Annotated in this window: 17 protein-coding genes and 1 pseudogene; 11 read left to right on the forward strand and 7 right to left on the reverse strand. The window is 71.6% G+C overall.

Annotation, left to right across the window (positions count from 1 at the left end; genetic code table 11):
• Window positions 1–376 precede the first annotated feature (376 nt).
• The 7 genes and pseudogenes from AC5P09_RS47680 to AC5P09_RS47710 all read left to right on the forward strand — a co-directional run bounded on the left by AC5P09_RS47680 (window position 377) and on the right by AC5P09_RS47710 (window position 7,748).
• Complete coding sequence (locus tag AC5P09_RS47680; RefSeq protein WP_493879935.1) at window positions 377–1,141, forward strand: IclR family transcriptional regulator; 765 nt, start codon at window positions 377–379, stop codon at window positions 1,139–1,141.
• A gap of 280 nt (window positions 1,142–1,421) precedes the next feature.
• Window positions 1,422–2,216: an MIP/aquaporin family protein gene (locus AC5P09_RS47685; protein WP_493879936.1), complete on the forward strand. Its 795-nt coding sequence runs from the start codon at window positions 1,422–1,424 to the stop codon at window positions 2,214–2,216.
• 96 nt (window positions 2,217–2,312) lie between these two features.
• Entirely contained in the window at window positions 2,313–3,872 is a 1,560-nt protein-coding gene (glpK, locus tag AC5P09_RS47690; RefSeq protein ID WP_266442525.1) for a glycerol kinase GlpK, read from the forward strand.
• A gap of 8 nt (window positions 3,873–3,880) precedes the next feature.
• Window positions 3,881–5,497: a glycerol-3-phosphate dehydrogenase/oxidase gene (locus AC5P09_RS47695; RefSeq protein ID WP_493879937.1), complete on the forward strand. Its 1,617-nt coding sequence runs from the start codon at window positions 3,881–3,883 to the stop codon at window positions 5,495–5,497.
• Between the two features lie 105 nt (window positions 5,498–5,602).
• Window positions 5,603–6,126 (forward strand): annotated as a pseudogene (locus AC5P09_RS47700) (SMI1/KNR4 family protein).
• 88 nt (window positions 6,127–6,214) lie between these two features.
• Window positions 6,215–6,961 (forward strand): phosphorylase family protein, encoded by a 747-nt coding sequence (locus AC5P09_RS47705; protein WP_493879938.1) that lies wholly within the window; start codon window positions 6,215–6,217, stop codon window positions 6,959–6,961.
• A 115-nt stretch (window positions 6,962–7,076) separates the two neighbouring features.
• On the forward strand, window positions 7,077–7,748 hold the full coding sequence (locus tag AC5P09_RS47710; RefSeq protein WP_266442516.1) for a FadR/GntR family transcriptional regulator: 672 nt from the start codon (window positions 7,077–7,079) through the stop codon (window positions 7,746–7,748).
• Window positions 7,749–7,769: 21 nt separating this feature from the next.
• On the opposite strand, the gene AC5P09_RS47715 is transcribed toward AC5P09_RS47710, so the two are convergent.
• Complete coding sequence (locus tag AC5P09_RS47715; RefSeq protein ID WP_493879939.1) at window positions 7,770–10,235, reverse strand: NACHT domain-containing protein; 2,466 nt, start codon at window positions 10,233–10,235, stop codon at window positions 7,770–7,772.
• Between the two features lie 309 nt (window positions 10,236–10,544).
• Here AC5P09_RS47715 and AC5P09_RS47720 point away from each other — a divergent pair, with 309 nt between their 5' ends.
• Window positions 10,545–11,582, forward strand: coding sequence for a PAC2 family protein (locus AC5P09_RS47720; RefSeq protein ID WP_493879940.1), 1,038 nt, complete (start codon window positions 10,545–10,547; stop codon window positions 11,580–11,582).
• A 42-nt stretch (window positions 11,583–11,624) separates the two neighbouring features.
• On the opposite strand, the gene AC5P09_RS47725 is transcribed toward AC5P09_RS47720, so the two are convergent.
• A complete protein-coding gene (locus AC5P09_RS47725; protein ID WP_493879941.1) occupies window positions 11,625–12,560 on the reverse strand; it encodes an SMP-30/gluconolactonase/LRE family protein in 936 nt (311 codons plus the stop codon).
• A gap of 254 nt (window positions 12,561–12,814) precedes the next feature.
• Here AC5P09_RS47725 and AC5P09_RS47730 point away from each other — a divergent pair, with 254 nt between their 5' ends.
• Together AC5P09_RS47730 and AC5P09_RS47735 are read left to right on the forward strand one after the other, a co-directional pair.
• Window positions 12,815–14,545 (forward strand): S8 family peptidase, encoded by a 1,731-nt coding sequence (locus tag AC5P09_RS47730; RefSeq protein WP_493879942.1) that lies wholly within the window; start codon window positions 12,815–12,817, stop codon window positions 14,543–14,545.
• 72 nt (window positions 14,546–14,617) lie between these two features.
• On the forward strand, window positions 14,618–15,193 hold the full coding sequence (locus AC5P09_RS47735) for a hypothetical protein (RefSeq protein WP_493879943.1): 576 nt from the start codon (window positions 14,618–14,620) through the stop codon (window positions 15,191–15,193).
• A 114-nt stretch (window positions 15,194–15,307) separates the two neighbouring features.
• On the opposite strand, the gene mshC is transcribed toward AC5P09_RS47735, so the two are convergent.
• From mshC to AC5P09_RS47755, 4 genes are all read right to left on the reverse strand, one after another.
• Window positions 15,308–16,537 carry a cysteine--1-D-myo-inosityl 2-amino-2-deoxy-alpha-D-glucopyranoside ligase gene (gene mshC / locus AC5P09_RS47740; protein WP_493879944.1) on the reverse strand — a complete coding sequence of 410 codons (1,230 nt, stop codon included), beginning with the start codon at window positions 16,535–16,537 and terminating at the stop codon, window positions 15,308–15,310.
• Between the two features lie 94 nt (window positions 16,538–16,631).
• Window positions 16,632–17,462 carry an SCO1664 family protein gene (locus AC5P09_RS47745; protein WP_493879945.1) on the reverse strand — a complete coding sequence of 277 codons (831 nt, stop codon included), beginning with the start codon at window positions 17,460–17,462 and terminating at the stop codon, window positions 16,632–16,634.
• Window positions 17,426–18,016 carry a DUF3090 domain-containing protein gene (locus AC5P09_RS47750; protein ID WP_493879946.1) on the reverse strand — a complete coding sequence of 197 codons (591 nt, stop codon included), beginning with the start codon at window positions 18,014–18,016 and terminating at the stop codon, window positions 17,426–17,428. Before AC5P09_RS47750 ends, AC5P09_RS47745 begins: the two co-directional genes overlap by 37 nt.
• A gap of 57 nt (window positions 18,017–18,073) precedes the next feature.
• Window positions 18,074–18,760, reverse strand: a complete 687-nt coding sequence (locus AC5P09_RS47755; protein ID WP_266442490.1) for a histidine phosphatase family protein — start codon at window positions 18,758–18,760, stop codon at window positions 18,074–18,076.
• 62 nt (window positions 18,761–18,822) lie between these two features.
• Between AC5P09_RS47755 and corA the strand changes: the two genes are divergently transcribed.
• Window positions 18,823–19,818: a magnesium/cobalt transporter CorA gene (corA, locus tag AC5P09_RS47760; RefSeq protein WP_493879947.1), complete on the forward strand. Its 996-nt coding sequence runs from the start codon at window positions 18,823–18,825 to the stop codon at window positions 19,816–19,818.
• A 10-nt stretch (window positions 19,819–19,828) separates the two neighbouring features.
• On the opposite strand, the gene AC5P09_RS47765 is transcribed toward corA, so the two are convergent.
• Complete coding sequence (locus AC5P09_RS47765; RefSeq protein ID WP_493879948.1) at window positions 19,829–20,617, reverse strand: ferritin-like domain-containing protein; 789 nt, start codon at window positions 20,615–20,617, stop codon at window positions 19,829–19,831.
• Window positions 20,618–21,110: the final 493 nt, after the last annotated feature.

The raw sequence follows: 21,110 nt of genomic DNA on the forward strand, positions 1-21,110 counted from the left end.
TCGGCCACCACCACACGGGAGGCGAGCGCGTCTCGAAGCGCGGACACACGAGTCCGGCTGTCGGCGGAAGGGGTCGGCGGCACAGAGGCCATGAAAGGGCTCCCTCAAGGTGCGACGGCTGTCGGCTTTGCGTCACCCGTGGCACTCTCCCCGGGGGCGCACGCCGCCAGGGTAACCGGGTCGCCGAGCTGCCGGTCGGGGCGTCCACGGGGCGGACGAGGATGACGGCGAGGTCACGCACGGGATACGAGTGGCGCAACGGATCCGGACCGACCATTAGCGGGAGGTCGGCATGGACCGGTAGTGTTCGGCATTGCCGAACGGCGGCAGCGGGCGTCGCGGATCGGCGGTCGAAGGGGACGGAGGCAGTACGGCGATGGCACGGAACATCCAGTCGCTCGAACGGGCGGCCGCGATGCTGCGGCTGCTCGCGGGCGGCGAACGTCGGCTCGGCCTTTCGGACATCGCCTCGTCGCTGGGCCTCGCCAAAGGCACCGCGCACGGCATCCTGCGCACCCTCCAGCAGGAGGGCTTCGTGGAGCAGGACGACGCCTCGGGCCGCTACCAGTTGGGCGCCGAACTGCTGCGCCTGGGCACCACCTACCTGGACGTTCACGAGCTGCGGGCGCGTGCTCTGGTGTGGACGGACGACCTGGCCCGCTCCAGCGGCGAGAGCGTCCATCTGGGCGTGCTGCACCAGCAGGGCGTGCTGATCGTGCACCACGTCTTCCGGCCTGACGACAGCCGGCAGGTCCTGGAGATCGGGGCCATGCAGCCCCTGCACTGCACGGCGCTGGGCAAGGTCCTCTCGGCCTACGACCCGGTCGCGCACAGCGAGGCGCTGGAGAGCGACCGCAAGGCGTTCACGGACCGGACCGTATGCGAACTGGACGCCTTCGAACAGATCCTGGACATCACGCGCGCGCGTGGGTACGCGGCCGACGTCGAGGAGACCTGGGAGGGCGTCGCCTCCATCGCCGCGCCCATCCACGACCGACGGCGCATGCCCGTGGGCGCGGTCGGCATCACCGGCGCCGTGGAGCGGCTGTGCCGGGACGGCGAGCTGCGTGCCGAGCTGATCGCGGCGGTTCGGGACTGCGCCCGCGCGGTGTCGCGGGATCTGGGCGCCGCGCGCTTCTGAGCGAAGCCGATAGCGAAGAGGGCCGGGACGCCTCGGGCGTTCCGGCCCTCGTCATGCGCCGAGATGCCCTGGTCCCCCGGGCGGCGGAAGATCGACAGCGCAGGGCAATCAGTAACGATCGTGTTTTCGACAACAGAACTCTTGACGTGCCTGTAACGCCAGAGCAAGACTCCCGTCCATCGGTCGACATTGTCGAACACCGACCGGCAATAGGCGTTACAGTGAGACATCGCCAAGGGCCGGCAGCTCTTCCCCTGGACGAAGGACAAAGGAGTCGCGGGTGTCCAGCTCCGACATCTTCATCGGCGAGACCATCGGTACCGCCATACTCATCCTGCTCGGCGGCGGTGTCTGCGCCGCTGTCACGCTGAAGGCCTCCAAGGCACGCAACGCCGGCTGGCTCGCCATCGCCTTCGGGTGGGGTTTCGCCGTCATGACGGCCGTGTACATCTCGGCGCCGCTCTCCGGCGCCCACCTCAACCCGGCAGTGACGCTCGCCCTCGCCATCAAGGACGGCGACTGGAGCGACGTCCCGGTCTACTGGGCCGGACAGCTGCTCGGCGCCATGATCGGCGCGGCCCTGGTCTGGGTCGCCTACTACGGCCAGTTCAACGCCCACCTCACCGACAGAGAGATCGTCGGCGGTCCGGGGGCCCAGGCCACCAAGGCCAAGGCCGTCGAGGCCCAGGAGAAGGGCGCGGGCCCGGTCCTCGGCATCTTCTCCACCGGTCCCGAGATCCCGGTCGTGTGGCAGAACCTCGCCACGGAGATCGTGGGCACCGTGGTGCTGGTGCTGGCCATCCTCACGCAGGGCCTGAACGCGAACGGCGACGGTCTCGGCACCCTGGGCGCCCTGATCACCGCGTTCGTGGTCGTCTCGATCGGTCTGTCCCTCGGCGGCCCGACCGGCTATGCGATCAACCCGGCCCGTGACCTCGGTCCGCGCATCGTGCACGCCCTCCTGCCCCTCCCCAACAAGGGCGGCTCCGACTGGGGCTACGCCTGGATCCCGGTGGTCGGTCCGCTGATCGGCGCCGCCATCGCCGCAGGCATATACAACGTCGCATTCGCTTAGGAGCACCGTGTCTCATCCGTTTGAGCACGGAGCGCCGGGCCGCACAGCACGCGCCGTACGTACAGCCCCTCAACCACGGACTTCCAGGAGCACACAGTGACCGACGCCCACACCGCCGGCATCGCATCCCACGGGCATGGCCCGTTCATTGCCGCGATCGACCAGGGCACCACCTCCAGCCGCTGCATCGTCTTCGACCGGGACGGCCGTATCGTCTCCGTCGACCAGAAGGAGCACGAGCAGATCTTCCCGAAGCCGGGCTGGGTCGAGCACAACGCCACCGAGATCTGGACCAACGTCGAGGAGGTCGTCGCCTCCGCGATCGAGAAGGCCGGCATCACCCGCGACGACATCAAGGCCATCGGCATCACCAACCAGCGCGAGACCACGCTGCTCTGGGACAAGAACACCGGTGAGCCCGTCCACAACGCCATCGTCTGGCAGGACACCCGCACCGACGCGCTCTGCAGAGAACTCGGCCGCAACGTCGGCCAGGACCGCTTCCGCCGTGAGACCGGCCTGCCGCTGGCCTCGTACTTCGCCGGGCCCAAGGCCCGCTGGCTGCTCGACAACGTCGAGGGCCTGCGGGAGCGCGCCGAGGCCGGCGACATCCTCTTCGGCACCATGGACAGCTGGGTCATCTGGAACCTGACCGGTGGTGTCAACGGCGGCAGGCACGTCACCGACGTCACCAACGCCTCCCGCACCATGCTGATGAACCTGCACACGCTGGAGTGGGACCCGAAGATCGCCGAGTCCATCGGCGTCCCGCTGGCGATGCTCCCCGAGATCCGGTCCTCCGCCGAGGTCTACGGCGAGATCACCGGCGGCAAGCTGGGCGACCTGCTCGGCGGCATCCCGGTCGCCTCCGCGCTCGGCGACCAGCAGGCGGCCCTGTTCGGCCAGACCTGTTTCTCCGAGGGCGAGGCCAAGTCCACGTACGGCACCGGCACGTTCATGCTGATGAACACCGGCGAGAAGATCATCAACTCGTACAGCGGACTGCTGACCACCGTGGGCTACCGGATCGGCGACGACAAGCCGGTCTACGCCCTGGAGGGCTCGATCGCCGTCACCGGTTCGCTGGTGCAGTGGATGCGCGACCAGATGGGCCTGATCAGCACGGCCGCCGAGATCGAGACGCTCGCGCTGTCGGTCGAGGACAACGGCGGCGCGTACTTCGTGCCGGCCTTCTCCGGTCTGTTCGCCCCGTACTGGCGCCCGGACGCCCGCGGTGTGATCGCCGGCCTCACCCGGTACGTCACCAAGGCGCACCTCGCGCGCGCCGTCCTGGAGGCCACCGCCTGGCAGACCCGTGAGATCAGCGACGCCATGACGAAGGACTCCGGCGTCGAGCTCACGGCCCTCAAGGTCGACGGCGGCATGACCTCCAACAACCTGCTGATGCAGACGCTCTCGGACTTCCTGGACGCCCCCGTGGTGCGCCCGATGGTCGCCGAGACCACCTGCCTCGGCGCCGCCTACGCCGCCGGCCTCGCCGTCGGCTTCTGGACCAGCACCGACGACCTGCGCGCCAACTGGCGCCGGGCCGCCGAGTGGACCCCCCGCATGGACGCGGAGATCCGCGACCGTGAGTACAAGAGCTGGCTCAAGGCCGTCGAGCGGACCATGGGCTGGCTCGAGGACGAGGAGTAAGAACCCGAATGACCAGTCAGTCCACCCTGCAGTCCGTGCCCGCCCTCGGTACGCGCCCGGCCTTCGGCTCGAATCCGAGCCGAGCCGAGACCCGGGAGCAACTCTCCAAGGCGTCGTACGACCTCCTCGTCATCGGCGGCGGCATCCTGGGCATCTCCACCGCCTGGCACGCCGCGCAGTCCGGCCTCAGGGTGGCTCTGGTCGACGCCGGCGACTTCGCCGGCGCCACCTCCTCCGCCTCCTCCAAGCTGCTCCACGGCGGTCTGCGCTACCTGCAGACCGGCGCGGTGCGGCTGGTGGCGGAGAACCACTTCGAGCGCCGTGCGGTCTCCCGCCAGGTGGCCCCCCACCTGGCGAACCCGCTCACGTTCTACCTCCCCGTGTACAAGGGCGGGCCGCACGGCGCGGCGAAGCTCGGGGCGGGCGTGTTCGCCTACTCCGCGCTGTCGGCCTTCGGTGACGGTGTGGGCCACCTGCTCAGCCCCTCGAAGGCCGCGCGGGACGTGCCGGAACTGCGCACCGACAACCTCAAGGCCGTGGCCGTGTACGGCGACGACCAGATGAACGACGCGCGCATGGCGCTGATGACGGTCCGCGCGGCCGTCGAGGCGGGCGCGGTGGTGCTGAACCACGCCGAGGTGACGGGCCTGCGCTTCACAAAGGGCCGGGTCACGGGCGCCGACCTGCGCGACCGCCAGTCCGGCGACGAGTTCGGCGTGAACGCCCGGCTCGTCCTGAACGCGACCGGCCCGTGGGTCGACCACCTGCGCAAGCTGGAGGACCCGAACGCGGCGCCGTCCATCCGCCTGTCGAAGGGCGCGCACCTCGTCCTGAAGCGCACCTCCCCCTGGCGGGCCGCGCTCGCCACCCCGATCGACAAGTACCGCATCACCTTCGCCCTGCCCTGGGAGGACATGCTGCTGCTCGGCACGACCGACGAGGAGTTCGAGGGCGACCCGGCGGACGTCTCGGTCACCGAGAAGGACACCGCCCAGATACTCGACGAGGCCGCGTTCTCCATCCGCGACCAGCAGCTCGACCGTGACCTCATCACGTACGCGTTCGCGGGTCTGCGCGTGCTTCCGGGTGGCCCCGGCAGCACGGCGAAGGCCAAGCGCGAGACCGTGGTGACCGAGGGCAAGGGCGGGATGCTGTCGGTCGCGGGCGGCAAGTGGACGACCTTCCGGCACATCGGCCGTACGGTCATGCAGAAACTGGAGGCGTTGCCGGGTCACCCCCTGGGTGACGACTTCGAGCCGATCTCCTCCCTGCCGAAGAAGCTGCCGCTGCCAGGGGTCGCCAACCCGCGCGCGGTCGCCCACCGTCTGCTGGTCGATCACCCCGCGCCGGGTCCGCGCATGGCCGCCGACACGGCCAGGCACCTGGCCACGCACTACGGTTCGCTGGCCTTCGACATCGCCCGCATCGCCAACGACAACCCGGAGCTCGCCGAGCGCGTCCACCCGGACGCCCCGGAGATCTGGGCGCAGGTCGTCTACGCCCGCGACAACGAGTGGGCCGAGACGACGGACGACGTGCTGCGCCGCCGGACGACGCTGACGATCCGGGGCCTGGCGACGGACGACGTCCGCGCGAAGGTGCAGGACCTGCTCGACAAGAAGTAGGCGCCACGACGCCGAAGGGGCGGCTCCACGCCGACGGAGCCGCCCCTTCGGCCTGCCGGCTCGGGCGTAGGTCCGGCTGTCAGTGCCGGGTGGTTTCATGAGCGTATGGACATCGATCAGGCGAATCCCGAGGAACTGGCCGCGTTGCGGGCGGCGTTCGCCGTGGACGACGGTGGTGAGTCCGCGCTCGGCTGGGAGGCGGTGCACGCCTTCGAGGCGGAGCACGGGGTCGTGCTGCCGGAGCCGTACCGGACATTCGTGGCGGAGATATCGGACGGGTCGTTCCAGGGGCCGCCGGAGTGCGGGCTCGTGGGGCTCGCCGAACTGGCCGACGACTGGGCGGACGACGGGGATCGGGCCCCGGGCAAGCCGTTCCCACCGCGCACGAGGACCCCGACGCCGTCATCGGCCAAGTGCTCAACCATGGTTCGCTCGTGCTCAGGACTGACTGGTGCGCCATGAACCGGCACCTCGTCGTGAGCGGCCCCAGGCGGGGGCACATCTGGCACATCACCGATGTGGGCGCCATGCCGTTCGGTGCGGAGTTCGGCTACACGACTGCCGCGCCCGGCTTCGCCGGCTGGGTGGCGCACTGGGCGGCCGGCAAGGAGTGGTTCGACGCGGCCTGACACCGTCACAAGAACGCCCGGAAACAGTCCGGTGACTCCTCACGACCGCCCGCCGCCGTCGCCGTACCCCTCCTTCCGGAGCCGCCTCATGACGCAGGACCTGCTGCCCATCACCCGCATACCCCGCACCGGGCTCCCGGCGCACGCGGTCGTCGTCGGCGACCCGGCGCGCGCGGCGGCCGTCGCCGCGCTCCTCGACGCCGCCGAGGAGGTGTCGTACCACCGCGAATACCGTGTGTTCAGCGGCAGTTGGAAGGGCGTGCCGGTCGTCGTGGCCTCGCACGGTGTGGGCGGGCCGGGTGCGATCCTGCTGTTCCGGGAACTGGCGGACGCGGGGGTGCGCACCCTGATCCGGTTCGGTACGGCGGGCGCGATGAAGCCCGGCATCGGGGACGGCGACCTCGTCATCGCGGAGGCGGCCGTACGGGACGACGGGGTGACCCAGCAGCTGCTGCCGCCGGAGTACCCGGCCGTGTCGGCGCCGGAAGCGGTGATCGCGCTCCAGCGTGCGGCCCGCGAGGCGGGCGCCCCGCACCACCGGGGGATCGTGTGGACGCGGGCGGCCTTCCAGCCGGGGCTCATTCCGCTGTTCTCGTACGCCGGTGCGGGGCTTGCGGCCATCGAGATGGAGCTGTCGGCGCTGCTGGTGACGGCCTCGCTGCGTGGTCTCGTGGCGGGTGGCGTGCTCGTCGTCGACGGGGCGAACGCCGACGAACTCGTCGACGAGGAGACCACCGGCGGGTACGACCCGCACCGGGAGGTCGTCGCGGCGGGCGTCGAGCGGGGCGCGGTCGTCTCGCTGGAGGCACTGCGGCTGCTGGCCGAACCGTCGTAGCGGGCGGTGCGGCCGCCGTGATCGCCGATCTGGAGGCGCTCGTCTGAACAGGCCGCATAATGTGGCTGAGACATCGGATGTCTCGGCATGGTATGGGGCGCAAGGGAGGCCGGTCATGGCAGTCACCGACGAGGCGATCGAGAAGATCAAGGGCATGATCGTCTCCGGCGCGCTGCGCCCCGGGGACCGGCTGCCCAAGGAGAGCGAACTCGCCTCCGAGCTGGGACTGTCCCGCAACTCCCTGCGGGAGGCCGTGCGCGCCCTGTCACTCATCCGCATCCTGGACGTACGCCAGGGCGACGGCACGTACGTCACCAGCCTCGACCCGCAGCTCCTCCTGGAGGCGCTGAGTTTCGTCGTCGACTTCCACCGCGACGACACGGTGCTGGAGTTCCTGGCCGTACGCCGCATCCTGGAGCCGGCCGCGACGGCGATGGCGGCGCTGCGGATCAGTGAGCAGCAAGTGGACGCGCTCTCGGCGCAGTTGGACAAGCTCGGCGACAGCCCGTCGGTGGAGGAACTGGTCGCCTGCGACCTGGACTTCCATCGGGGGATCGTGCAGAGCTCAGGGAACTCGGTGCTGTGTTCCCTGCTGGACGGCCTGTCCGGGCCCACCACCCGGGCCCGCATCTGGCGCGGGCTGACCCAGGAGGACGCCGTCGCAGGCACCCTGCGCGAGCACCGGGCGATCCTGGCGGCACTGCGCGACCGGGACGCGGAGGCGGCACGGTCCTGGGCGACCGTGCACATCGCGAGCGTCGAGCAGTGGCTGCGCTCCACCCTCTGAGTCGTCCCTCGGAGCTCTGCGTCACTCCTCAGGCCCCTCGGATCGGGTCTCGGCCCCGGCGAGGCGGTGCTGTAGCTCGATGTGCCGGAACTGGTGGACGGCCCCGACCCGGCGCAGCACGCCCCGTTCGTGGGCGTCGGCGAGGAAGGCCATGAGGTCGTACGGGAGTCTCGGCCGGAGCGCGAGGTAGCAGCGGGCGACCAGGTAGTGGCCCCATTCCGCCTGCCGGATCCCGATGGCGAGTCCGGTCAGCAGCGCGGGGATCAGTCCCACGGCGAACATCCACAGGTGGCCGCCGGTGGCCTCCGCTCCCCACACCCGCGTCGAACCCCCCAGCACCGCACACCAGCCCTGGACTCCGATCACCACGGCGCCGACCACGGCCGCCGTCAGGACGCAGGTGCCGAGCGTGCGCCGGTCGTTGGCGAGCAGCGCCCTGCCGTCGACCGAGGCGCCGAGGTCGACGGGGACGGCCCGCAGGGCATGCACCAGCAGGCAGGACACGGTGAACACCGCACCGACCTGGGCGACGACCCCCAGGGCCGCGAGCGGTTCGGGCGGCGCGATGTACTCCTTGTCCGGGTCGCCCGACAGTACGGGCGAGAGCAGGCCCTCCAGCACAATGCTCCCGCCGAGCAGCATCCCGACCAGCAGTCCCCGGCACACGCCCCGGGTGTTCCAGCGCCAGCGCACCCGGGCGACCGGACGGGCCCGGTCCGCGAGCACGCCGTCCGTGCCGACCGCCGCGGCGGTCACCCCGTAGAGGAGGGCGCTCGCGGTGCCGCACGCGTTGCCGAACGCCGCCACGTAGCAGAGCGCGGCCGCGCCTCCGGTCAGCAGCGCCCGCCGGTCCCAGTGGGACGGCCGCCGCAGGTTCGGCCGGCCGCCGCAGGCGAACCCGGAGATGATCATCCCGACCAGGGCCAGCGATCCGCCGTCGGCCAGCCGGTTGAACACGAGCTCGGGGAGGTCGTCGGGGGCGGCCGCGAGCAAGCACAGCAGGGTGATCGCCAGGCCCGCCGCGAGGCCGCACACCAGCCCGCCGCAGATCCCCGCCGCCACGACGCCGAGCCCGCCTCTCTGCTCCCAGTCGGTGGGCACCGCGCCCGAGGTGAACCGGTGGCTCAGCTCCATGACCGCCCCCTCCAGCAGCCACCCGGCCATCCCCAGCAGCACCCCGGCCAGCGCGGCCGGCACGGCATGACGCAGCTTCCACCAGGCGACCTCCGCCGCGCCGTCCAGCCCGCGCTCCATGTGCCGGGCCAGGAAACCGAGCGCGGGGCGTGCCTGTGCCGCCGTCCACCGAAGGGGGCGGTCCAGGCGCGGCCGGTACGCGGCGTCGACGAAGGCGTCGAGAAGGTGGTGCTCCACGGCGGTCCTGGTGCGCAGCCACACCAGTTCGCCCGGGTTCGGCAGTACCTCGTGGCCCTCGTCCGGGCGCGGGTTGTACACGGTCCGGGCCAGGGACACCATCAGCGGGCTGGTCAGGGCGCGGCCCACCGGAGCGGCCGTCCCCAGTGCCCGGGCCACCGGCGCCCAGCGCCGAGCGGCCGGTGTGTCGGAGCCGCCGGCGTCGCGGCGGAGGTAGGCGGCGACGTCCTCGCCGTCCAGGGGTTCGAGGTGGATACCGGCGAGCCCCGCGAGCCGCGCGGGCACTCCGCTGCGCGGCTGCAGCGCCGCCCGGTACTCGCCGGGACGGCTCGACAGAACCATCCCGCAGCCGTACGGCAGGGCTGCGTTGATGCGGTGCAGGGCCACCGCCCCCGGCTGGGCGGGGAGTTCGTCGAACCCGTCGAGCACCGGGAGGACCAGTCGCCGCTCCAGCAGCATCCGGGCGAGGGTGACCTGCCCGTACGGTTCGGGGGCGGGCGCGGCCAGCTCCGCGTGGTCCTGCACGAGCCTGCGCTCCATCCAGCCCCGCAGGTCCAGGACGGTGGGATCCCAGGACGCGAGCGGAAACAGTACGGGCACCGGTTCGCCCTCCTGCCGCCGGTCGAGCAGCGCGAGCAGCAGCCGTACGAGCAGCAGGGTCTTGCCCGATCCTGGGTCGCCGAGCACCAGCAGCCGCCGGGTGGGGACCCGGTCGGTGAACACCGCGGCGAGCTCGTCGTCCCGGCCTGCGAGCCGGCCCGGCCCGGACGCCTCGGCCAGGTCGCGGTCGGCGTCCCGCCAGCCCACCGGCAGCGGATACGGCTCCGCCAGCCGCCGCACCTCCGCCTCGGCCTCCCACTCACGTCGTACGGCGGTGGCGAGCCGGTCGGCGACGGCGGCGGGGCTCTGTACCGCGGCCGCCTCGACCCGCTCGGACCGGTAGGCGGTCCACGCCAGGTAGGCACCCGCCCAGGTCGGCAGCAGCGCGGCGAGTACCGAGGCGGGGTCCTCGAGGTGCGGGGCGACCCACAGGGCCCCCAGGGTGCCCGCGGCCAGCAGGGTCAGATAGGTGATCCCGGTGCGCCGCACACGTGACCTGGGGACAACTCCGCTCACCCGACGAAGAGTTCCTTAACGACGCGGCGGCGGGCGCCGGTTCGGCGCGGCTCCACACGAGTGGGTGAAGCGCGGCGGTCGGGCGGACATCGGACCCCTCGGGTCCGCCACGGCGGGCGACCACACCGGTCCGGCGGGCGGGACGGCGGCCGCGGTCGACGCCGGAGAGCTCGGACGGCTCGGGGTGTCCGGGGGTGACGATCGGGGCAGTGATGCGTTCACTCCCCCGTGCAAGGGGGCTGCGGGCGCCCCCGCCGCACGCCGTAAGGTTGGGTGGTCAAGCGAGGGCACGTCGGAAGGAGGCGCTGGGTGATCGAGCTGGAGGGAGTTCCCGAGCTGATCGACCCAGTCATGGTGGCCGCGTTCGAGGGCTGGAACGATGCCGGCGACGCCGCCTCCACCGCGGTCGCGCACCTGGACCGGGAGTGGAAGGGCGAGGTGTTCGCGGCGCTGGACGCCGAGGACTACTACGACTTCCAGGTGAACCGTCCCACGGTGTGGCTGGACGGCGGCGTGCGAAAGATCACGTGGCCCACGACCCGGCTCTCGGTCGTCCGGGTCGGCGGCGACAAGCCGCGCGACCTCGTACTCGTCCGAGGTATCGAACCGTCGATGCGATGGCGCTCGTTCTGCAACGAGATCCTCGGCTTCGCCCACGAGCTGGGCGTGGAGCTGGTGGTGGTCCTGGGCGCGCTGCTCGGTGACACCCCGCACACCCGTCCGGTCCCGGTCAGCGGCGTCACGTCCGACCCGGACCTCGCCCAGCGGATGGACCTGGAGGAGACCAAGTACGAGGGCCCCACGGGCATCGTCGGCATCCTCCAGGAGGCCTGCACGCACGCGGGCGTACCGGCCGTGTCGCTGTGGGCCGCGGTGCCGCACTACGTCTCGCAGCCGCCGAACCCGAAGGCGACGCTGGCCCTCCTCAACCGTCTGGAGGACCTGATCGACGTACGCATCCCGCTGGGCGAACTGCCCGAGGACGCGCGCGCCTGGCAGGTGGGCGTGGACCAGCTGGCCGCGGAGGACAGCGAGGTCGCCGAGTACGTCCAGACGCTGGAGGAGGCCCGGGACACCGCGGAGCTGCCGGAGGCGTCGGGCGAGGCGATCGCCCGCGAGTTCGAGCGGTACCTGCGGCGCCGGGACGGCGGTCCGGGCGGTCCGGGCGGTCCGGGCGGTCCGGGCGGTCCGGGCGGTCCGGGCGGTCCGGGCGGTCCGGGCGGTCATGCCACGGCCGACGGCAGCGACAGCACGTCGTATCTGAGGGACAACCCCGGCGGTCGTGCGAAGCCGCCGAAGCCCCCGAAGCCGGGGGCGGACGACGAGGACTCGTCATCGGAGGACTGAACCAGTGAGGGCGGTGCGCGTCGCGCACCGCCCCTTCTGTGATCAGACCTGCTTCACCGCCACCGCGTCGTACTCGGTCTCCGGTGTCGGCTCCACGTCGAAGCGCGCGTTCGGCAGGTACAGCCGCTCGCCCCAGGCCGCCACCGTCGTCGGGATGCGGAAGCGCGGGTCGGTGATGCGGGCGATCGCGGTGCCCTTGGTGCCGGCGTCGTTCAGCCGGAACACGTCGATCGCGTTCTGCTGCTGCTGGACGGCGTAGAGGATCCGGCCGAGCAGCAGCAGGCCGTCGCCGTTGGGCAGCTTCGCCGTGCCGAGGTCGACGGCGCGGGCGACGCCGGTGCGCGGGTCGACCCGCATCAGGCCGCCGCCGTTCGCGAAGGCGTTGACCACGAGCAGGGCGCTGCCGTCCGGGGTGCGCTCGATGCCGTTGGCGGTGAAGTCCGGGCCCTGCTGCCAGTCGCCGGTCAGCGGCAGGGTGTCCACGGCGCCGCGGGCCAGCCGGTAGAGCTGGGGTTTGAAGGAGTCCGTGAACCAGGCGGCGCCCGGGGTGAGGATCACGTCGTTCACGAAGGTGCCGCCGGTGGCGTACACCTTCTTGATCTCGCCCGTGCGGACGTCGACCGTGCGGATCTCGCCGCTGACGCCACCGGCCAGGAAGAGCGTGCCGTGCCGGTCGGTCTTCAGGCCCACGGTGGGGTGTCCGGGGCCGAGGCCCTTGCTGATGACGGAGCCCCGGCCGGTGACGAGGCTCGCCCGGTAGATGTCGCCGCCCGCGAGCGAGCCGAAGTACGCGAAGGGCTGCGCGCCGATCGTGATGCCCTCGGGCTGGAAGCCGTCGGGCAGCGGGAACTGTGCGGGCCACCGGGGTTGCCGGGTTCCGGCCGCGTGCGCGGTGCCCGGGAGGAGGGCCGCGCCGGAGAGGGCGGCGGCCGTGGTGAGCAGTCTTCGACGTGCGAAGGAATGGTCTGCGGGTGCCACTGGACGTCCTTCTGCGTGAGGGCCGGCCCGTGGCCGGCCGTGCGGTCAACAGACGCTCCCACCCCATCACATGCCCCTCGCCTCCGCAGGCTATGGCCGGATTGTGGCGTGACATCTGTTTCAGGACGGAATGCACACGGTACCCAATTCAACTTACTTCAAACCGAGTTGGCCAACACAGGGGTGGACGGGCAGCCGTGGGAGTGCTTGGTTGGGGCCCGAAGGCGCACCCGCACGGACGAAGGGAGCACCCCATGACCGAGCAGGGACAGCCGCCGCAGGGCCCGGGAGCGTCCGGCCCGGGGCCCGACGGATCGGGATTCAGTTATCGAGGAGCCGAGCAGGAACTGGTCGTCGTCGCACGTCCCGAGGCCCGGCTGCGTGCCGGCGCCGAGGGCGTCCGCTCGGCGGCGGGCGCCGACGTGTCGGCCCTCAACATGTTCCTCAGCGACGAACAGCTCTCTTTGGAACCGCTGTTCGGCAGCGAGGAGCGGCTCCAGCAGTCCGCCGCAGCGGGCCCGGAGGACGTGCCCGACCTGGCGCTCTTCTACCGGGTGCGCGGCGGGCAGCACCGCGCCCAGGAGCTGCGGGCCCGGATCGCCGCGCTGCCGGGCGTCGACACGGCGTACGTGAAACCGCGCGCCGTACCGGCCTCCCTCGGGCAGATCGGGGAGGACACCCGGCGGCTGAAGGAAGGGGCGCCGGTCACCCCCGACTTCACCGGCCGTCAGGGGTATCTGCGGCCCGCGCCCGAGGGCATCGACGCCTACTGGGCCTGGCACCGACCCGGCGGCACCGGCCAGGGCGTGACAGTGATCGACGTCGAGGGCGCCTGGCAGCTGGGCCACGAGGACCTGGCCGCCAAGCTCGCCGGCGTGGTCGTCGGCACCCCGCTGACCGACCTCGCCTGGCGCAACCACGGCACCGCCGTGATCGGCGTGATCGGCGGCGACCGGGGTGAGCACGGCGTCACCGGCATCGCGCCGGACGCGGTGACCGCGGCGGCGTCCTTCCAGGACATCGGCACCGCGGCCGCGATCCACGCGGCGGCCGACCGGCTCGCCCCCGGCGACATCGTGCTGGTCGAACTGCAGCGGCCGGGACCGCGGTTCGACTTCGAGGAGCGCGACGACCAGCGCGGGTACATCGCGCTGGAGTGGTGGCCGGACGACTTCGCGGCCGTCCGGTACGCGACCGCCAAGGGTGTCCTCGTGGTGGCCGCCGCGGGCAACGGCGGCGAGTCCCTCGACGACGGGGTGTACGAGCGCCGCCCGGACGAGTTCCCCCAGTGGTGGCGGGGCCCGTTCAACCCGTCCAACCAGTCCTCCGGCGCCATCCTGGTCGGCGCGGGCGCCCCGCCGCCCGGCACGCACGGCCGCGACCACGGCCCGGACCGCTCCCGGCTGGCGTTCTCCAACTACGGCGCCCGCGTGGACGCCCAGGGCTGGGGCCGCGAGGTCACGACCACCGGCGGCTCCTGGGACCGGCCCGGCGACCTGCAGGGCGGGCCCGAGGAGATCGCCTGGTACACGGACACGTTCTCCGGGACCTCCTCCGCCTCTCCGGTGGTGGTCGGCACGCTGGCGGCGCTGCAGGGCATGCTGAAGGCGGCCGGCCAGCCGCCGATGTCCCCCGAACGCGCCCGTTCGGTGCTGCGGGCCACCGGGACCCCGCAGCAGGACGCGCCGGGCCGGCCCGCCTCCCAGCGGATCGGCAACCGGCCCGACATCAGGGCGGCGGTCACCCGGCTGCTGCCCGAGGCGGTCGGCTCGGGCCGGGCCGAACGGTACTGGGACGAACTGCTGCCGTACCCGCGCGAACTCCCGCCCCGGCTCCGGCTGTTCGTGGCCGGCGGCTGGCGCAGCCTCAACCACCCGTCCCCCGAGATCCGACAGGCGGTGCACACCGCCTTCGCGGGGGGACGGCCGGACGTCCGGGTCTGGTTCTCGGACGACGAGATCGTCGGCCTGGTCATCGCAGGCTGACGGTTCCTCATTCCATCCGGTCCACCCGTTCCACGCATTCCACCCGTTCCACCCATGGAAGGTGGCACTCGCATGAGCATCAACCCGCAGATGAGTCAGCAGGGACAGCAGGGCCAACAGGGACAGCAGCAGGGGCAGTTCCCGAGCACGTCCCCGTACCAGCAGCAGAACCAGCCGTTCGGCATGGGCGGCGGCATGGGCGGCGGCACGCTCGAGCAGCTGCAGCAGCTGGGCCAGCAGCAGCCGTTCCAGCAGTTGCTGCAGCAGCTCGCCCAGACACAGCTCGGCCAGACACAGTTCGGCCAGGGGCAGCAGCAGGAGCAGCAGTCGCGGCAGGCCGAGCAGCAGATGCAACAGCAGTTGCAGCAGCTCGCGCAGACCGTGGTCCAGCAGGTGATCCAGCAGGTCCAGGCGCAGTCCCTCGCCTCCGGCGCGGCCGGCGGCTTCATCGACATCGTCCACCCGCTGCAGGGCCAGCCCCAGCAGATCTTCCTGCGCATCGACGGCCAGTTCCGGGTCCTCAACAACCCGACGCCGCAGATCCACCAGCAGATCCAGGAGGCCTTCGCCTTCGGCCACCAGGTGATCGGCGTCTGGGACACCCAGTCGCCGAACGTCCTGCGGAGCGTGCGGATCCAGCGGATCTGACCGGCTCCTGAAGAGACCCACCCGGAAGAACGGGAGGGGCGCTTCCCCCGCGGGGAGGAAGCGCCCCTCTCTTGCGCCCTGCTCTCGTGCCCTGCTCTCTCGTGTCCTGCGGCGCTACAACGCCACTCCCAGCAGCGCGTCCACCGCACGCGACACCACACCGGGCGCGCCTTCGTCCGTACCGCCCCGCTCGCTCTGGAGCGTCACCCACCGGTCCACGGCGGCCAGCGCGGCCGGCGCGTCCAGGTCGGCGGCGAGGGCCTCCCGGATCTCCTCGACGAGCGCCTCGGCGGGCGGACCGTCGGGCCGGGAGACGGCGGCACGCCAGCGGCCGAGCCGGTCGAGGGCGTCCTGGAGGACCTGGTCGGTCCACTCCCAGTCGGCCCGGTAGTGATGGGCGAGCAGCGCGAGCCGGATGCCGGCGGGGTCGACGCCCTCGCGCCTGAGCTGCGAGACGAAGACCAGGTTCCCCTTGGACTTGGACATCTTCTCGCCGTGCAGCGCGACCATGCCGGCGTGGACGTAGGCCTTGGCCATGGGGAACTCGCCGGTCAGCACCTGGGCGTGCGAGGCGCCCATCTCGTGGTGCGGGAAGGCGAGGTCGGAGCCGCCGCCCTGGACGTCGAAGCCCATCCCGAGGTGGTCGAGGGCGATGGCGACGCACTCGATGTGCCAGCCGGGCCGGCCGCGCCCGAGCGATGCACCGTCCCAGCTGGGCTCGCCCTCACGCGCGGCCATCCACAGCATCGGGTCGAGCGGGTTCTTCTTGCCCGGCCGGTCGGGGTCGCCGCCGCGCTCGGCGGACAGCAGCCGCATGGCGGCGGCGTCCAGGTTGGACACCTTGCCGAAGTTCGGGTCGGACTCGACGGAGAAGTAGACGTCCCCCTCGAGTTCGTAGGCGGCACCCGCGTCCCGCAGCCGCTCGACGAGCGGCACGATGCCGGGTATCGCCTCGACCGCGCCGATGTACTGCCGCGGGGGCAGCATCCGCAGGGCGGTCATGTCCTCGCGGAAGAGGGCCGTCTCCTTCTCGGCGAGGGCGACCCAGTCGATACCGTCGCGCTCCGCCCGCTCGAGCAGCGGATCGTCGACGTCGGTGACGTTCTGGACGTAGTGAACCTGCCGCTTGGTGTCGAGCCACACGCGCTGGACGAGGTCGAACGCGTTGTAGGTCGCCGCGTGACCCAGGTGGGTCGCGTCGTACGGCGTGATGCCGCAGACGTAGATACGGGCGACGGGACCGGGGTCGAGGAGGACCGAACCGCCGGTCGCGGTGTCGTGGATCCTCAGGTCGCGGCCCTGACCAGGCAGGGCGGGGACCTCGGAAGCGGGCCAGGCATGCATGTCATGAGCCTAACCGGACGGATGTTCCGTATACGAACCGGACCGGGCCGGATGGCCGGTAAGGCGTTCTTGCGCGATACGGGCCATTGTGCAGCTATACCGGCGGCCAGGGAATGGCCGGCCACTCCCCGCTCGGCTCCGGATGCTTCCCCGACGCCAGCAGCGCGTCCACACGCGCGCGCGTGGCGTCGAGTTCTACGGCGGTGATCAGGCGAGCCAGCGTGATGGCGAGGGACCCGCCCTCCGCCAGCGCCTCCTTGAGGCCTTTGAGGACGTCGACCGCCTCACCCGTCAGCGACTCCCCGGCCCACCCCCACAGCAGCGTCCGCAACTTGTTCTCGGCGTTGAAGGTGACCCCGTGGTCGATGCCGTACAGCCGGTCCCCGGCGGCGGGCAGGAGGTGGCCGCCCTTGCGGTCCGCGTTGTTGATCACGGCGTCCAGCACGGCGAGCCGGCGCAGCCGCTCGTCGTCGGCGTGCACGAGCAGCGCGGTCCGTCCCTCCCCGACCTCGGCGAAGCCGATCGCCTTCCAGCCGGGCTCCGGCTCCTGAGCGTCCACGAGCGCGAGCAGCTCGGCCCCGGGCGTCACCTCGATCCACAGCTGGCACATGCCCTCGCCGTACGGCCCGTCCCGCAGCACGGTGTGCGGTACGAGCCCCCAGCCGGTCGCCTCGGAGACCTCGTACGCGGCGACCTCACGCTGGGCGAGGTTCCCGTCGGGGAAGTCCCACAGGGGCTGCTCGCCGGCGACCGGCTTGTAGATGCAGGCGGCTTCCTGCCCGTCGCGCGTGACCGTGCAGTAGAGCGCCGCGTTGGACGCCTCGCGGATGCGGCCGCGCACGGTGAGCTCGCCGTCGGCGAGGAGTTCGGCAGGTGTCGCCCCGGTCGTCACGCTCCGCGGCGGTATCCGTTCTGGCGCGGACATACGTGTCCTTCCGGGTCGAGCGGGAGGCTGCACAGCGGGCACGGCGGCCGCCCGGCGTTGACGACGTCCAGGGCCCGCTTGGCGAAGGCTCTCGCCTGCGCGCCGGTGAGCCGGACCCGCAGCATCGGGGGGCCGTTCTCCTCGTCCTGGAGGAGACGCTCCTCGGCCTCGGCGAGGTCTTCCTCGGAGTCGGCGTCGAGCTCCACGAGGGCCTGCGCCTCGACGATCATGCGCTGTTCCTCGCCGTCCCAGGCGAGGGCCATGGTGCCGACCCGGAACTCCTCCTCGACGGGAGTGTCGAGGGGGCGGGTGTCGGCGACTTCGGTGGGTACCACCGCCGGGACGGGGGCGCTGCCGCCACTACGGCGTACGACCTCGTCCAGCAGCTCGTCCATGCGCTCGGCGAGCGCGGCCACCTGGGTCTTCTCCAGGGCCACGCTGGTCACCCGGGGCCCGGCCGTGGCCTGGAGGAAGAACGTACGGCGTCCGGGCAGTCCGACCGTACCGGCCACGAAGCGCTCCGGGGGGTCGTAGAGGAACACCTGACGGGACACGTCCTGTCTCCATTGAAATCGTGAGTGTGAACCGCTTCACCCTACTGCGCCCGACGATCACGGTGCGCCCGCACCACCCCCGACGGTGGCCTCGTCGGCCGGAGGCTCCTCGCGCGGCGCCAGGGACCGGAAATCGCCGGTGTCGCCGAGGCGGACGAGAAACGGCCTCAGGCGGGTGTAACGGATCGCGGTGATGGAACACGGTTCAACGGAAATCCGCTGGAAGAGGTCGAGATGAAGTCCGAGCGCGTCCGCCACCAACGACTTGATGATGTCGCCGTGGGAGCACATGAGGTACACGGCGTCCCCGCCGTGGTCGCGCTCCACCCGCGCGTTCCACTCGCGCACCGCTTCGGCGGCGCGGGTCTGCATCGACCGCATCGACTCGCCACCGGGGAACGCGGCCGCCGACGGGTGCGCCTGCACGACCTCCATCAGCGGCTCGTCCGCGAGTTCGGCGAGCTTGCGGCCGGACCAGTCGCCGTAGTGGCACTCCCCGATCCGCTCGTCGGTGTGCGCGGTGAGGCCGGGGCGGGCGTCGAGCAGCGGCCGGATCGTCTCCTGGCAGCGCTGCAGCGGGCTGCTGACGACCTCGGAGATCGGCAGCTCGGCGAGCCGCCCGGGCAGCGCGGCGGCCTGCGCGGCGCCACGCTCGTCGAGGGCGACACCGGGCGTCCAGCCGGCGAGCAGTCCCTCGGTGTTGGCGGTGGAACGTCCGTGCCGGACGAGGATCAACGTGGGCATGCGGCCCAGCGTAGGCGTACGCCCGAGTGCGAGGGCCCGGGGGCCGAAGGAGAATGCGCCGCGTGATCGTCGACTGTGCCATTTACCGGGACGGACACCGCACGAAGGGCCCCGAGGATCTGTCCGACGCCCTGGCCGAGGCCCGGGCGGCGCACGGATTCGTCTGGATCGGTCTGCACGAGCCGTCCGAGAAGGAGTTCGACCACGTCACCCAGGAGTTCGGCCTGCACCCGCTGGCGGTCGAGGACGCCCTGAAGGCCCACCAGCGGCCCAAGCTGGAGGTCTACGACGACTCGCTGTTCCTGGTTCTCAAGCCGGTCGTGTACGAGCCGGAGAGCGACGCCGTGTCCACCGGCGAGGTCATGCTCTTCCTCGGCGACTCGTTCGTGGTGACCGTCCGACACGGCGAGGGCTCCCCGCTGGGTGCCGTACGACATCGCATGGAGCAGGAACCCGAGCTGCTCGGCAAGGGCCCCACCGCCGTGATGTACGCGGTCGCCGACGCCGTCGTCGACCACTACCTGGACGTGGCGACCGAGTTGCACTCCGACCTGGAGGAGCTGGAGACGGAGGTGTTCTCGCCCGACGGCGGCGGCTCACGCCACACCGCGTCCCGGATCTACACGTTCAAGCGCCAGATCCTCGAGTTCCGCCGGGCGAGCGGCCCGCTCGCGCTGCCGCTGACCCGCCTCGCGGGCGTGGGGCAGTTCGGCGGGACGGTGCCCTTCGTGAACGACAAGGCGCAGCCCTTCTTCCGTGACGTCAGCGACCACCTCACGCGCGTGAACGAGTCCGTGGAGGGCCTGGACCGGCTGGTCTCGGACGTCCTGTCCGCGCATCTGGCGCAGATAAGCGTCCGGCAGAACGACGACATGCGGAAGATCTCCGCATGGGCGGCCATGGCCGCGATCCCCACGATGATCGCGGGGATCTACGGCATGAACTTCGAGCACATGCCGGAGCTGCGCTGGGTGTGGGCGTATCCGGCGGTGATCGGGCTGATGGCCGCCCTGGAGGTGCTGCTGTACCGGCTGTTCAAGAGCCGGGGGTGGATGTAGCGGGCCCGGTTCAGGCGAACTCGGGGGCCGAGGCCGCCGGGCCGCCCAGGGCGTTTCGGCGTTCCGGCATCTTCAAGGACACCATCCGGCGCCAGCCCGCCACACGTTCGTACGCGTACACCGCGTGGATGCCCGCCGCGAGCACCGCCGACTTCGCCCTCGGCCAGCCGAGGATGCGGCCCATGTGGGACATGACGGCGAGGCTGACGTCCCGGTAGATGCGGATCTCCGCGAGCGCGCTCTCCCGCAGTGTCCGCTGGATCGCGCGGCCGTGCCCGGCGGCCGCGAAGCGCAGGAGCTCCTCGTGGCAGTAGGCGAGGTGGTTGTCCTCGTCGTTGGAGATCATCCTGACCGCGCGGCCGAGGTCGGGATGGTCGGCGAAGTGCTTGCGCAGCAGGTCCATCTGCTCCGAGGCGCGCTGCTCGGTGACCCTGCTGTGGGCGAGGTACGTGACGATGTCCTGCACGGTCAGCGGCTCGTCGCTCTTCAGCTTGTCGTGGGCGAGTCCGATGCCGTGCTTCTCCAGAAGCATCGTGTAGTCGGTCTCGGGCGGGACGGGGACGGGTTCGAGACCGCGCTTCTTCATCAGGGCGCTGAAGATCCGCCCGTGCTTGTCCTCGTCCGCTCCGTGCCGGGTGATCTTGGGGGCCAGTTCGCGCTCGCTCGCGGGGACGAGCGCCGCGATGCGGGCGTTCTCCCAGCCGCCCTGCGACTCCCCGCTCGCCGCGATGGAGCAGAACAGCCGGTAGGACTCGTCGTTGTCGAGGATCTCCTGGAACAGACTCTTGGCCGAAAGCATCGTCAGCACCTCTCCGCAGGACTCTCCGCAGGTTCCGCAAAGAACGAGTCAAATGCGGCGAGAGGGGTGCTGCAACAGCTGTGTCGGACAACTCCGCCAAAAGGAGGACCCCCGGGGTCGCTCCTGGGGCGTAACCGGGAGGGTCCGGGCGCGTTGTTCCGTGACGGCCGTGGCGGGGAAGACCCCCGAGCCCCCACCACGGCCGCGGAAACCTCCGGTGGTCGAACCGGCTGCTGCTAGGGCCTGTGTCGAAAGCGGCGTCGTCCGCCCGAAGGGCGGGCCGGGCGGCGTCTGGTGCGTGCTCTCGGCGTGCCGGGTGGAAGGCCCCGTCGATGGCCCGGACGTACTTGGGCTTTCGCCCGGTGCGGCGAGAGTGCGTGCCAGGCGTCGCCCGGCAGGCACCCCTTTCGACACAGGCCCTAGGGGGTGTTTCGAAAGTCCTGTGCGGTGCCCGCGGTGTCCGGTGCGTGCTCTCGGCGTGCCGGACGAAAGG

It is taken from the genome of Streptomyces sp. a15 (genome assembly GCF_059026085.1).